Annotated in this window: 1 protein-coding gene; it reads left to right on the top strand. The window is 47.8% G+C overall.

The annotated features are described in order from the left end of the window. The first annotated feature begins 176 nt into the window (after positions 1 to 176). A complete protein-coding gene (locus tag RE027_RS18325; protein WP_497795577.1) occupies positions 177 to 443 on the top strand; it encodes a YcgL domain-containing protein in 267 nt (88 codons plus the stop codon). Positions 444 to 580 lie beyond the last annotated feature (137 nt).

The following is a 580-nucleotide window of genomic DNA, read 5'->3' as shown; positions in this document are numbered from 1 at the left end:
AAGGTGAAGCTACTGCCTTTAAGCTCGATGGGCGTATTTGACATCCTGGCCTTACTCAATTTGCTATTAACCGCAACACATCGCCGCGATATTCCGAAGAGTATCAGGCATGTTATAGTCAGGAGTATATTGAGGCAAGCAACCACCCGTTAATTCAGAGTAAAAACATGTTTTGTGTGATCTACAGAAGTACCAGCCGCGACCAGACCTACCTTTATGTCGAAAAGAAAGACGATTTTTCCCGCGTGCCTGAAGAATTAATGAAAAGCTTTGGCCGACCGCAGCTGGCGATGCTGCTGCCGCTGGACGGCCGTAAGAAGCTGGTGAACGCCGATCTGGAGAAAGTCAAAAAGGCGTTAACCGAGCAGGGCTATTATTTACAGCTTCCGCCGCCACCGGAGAATTTATTAAAACAGCATCTTGAGGTGAGCGGAAAGAAATAAGCCCGGGTCCTTCCGGGAACAACTCATCAACCGATTAGGGGTCGACCATGTATCAACATCATAACTGGCAAGGTGCATTACTGGATTATCCCGTCAGCAAAGTGGTCTGCGTGGGCAGCAACTATGCAAAACATATT

The sequence above is a fragment of the Kocuria sabuli genome (assembly GCF_040981185.1).
Classification (GTDB): domain Bacteria; phylum Actinomycetota; class Actinomycetes; order Actinomycetales; family Micrococcaceae; genus Kocuria; species Kocuria sabuli.
Note: the sequence above shows the minus strand (reverse complement) of the source record. Positions and strands in the feature narration are given on the sequence as shown.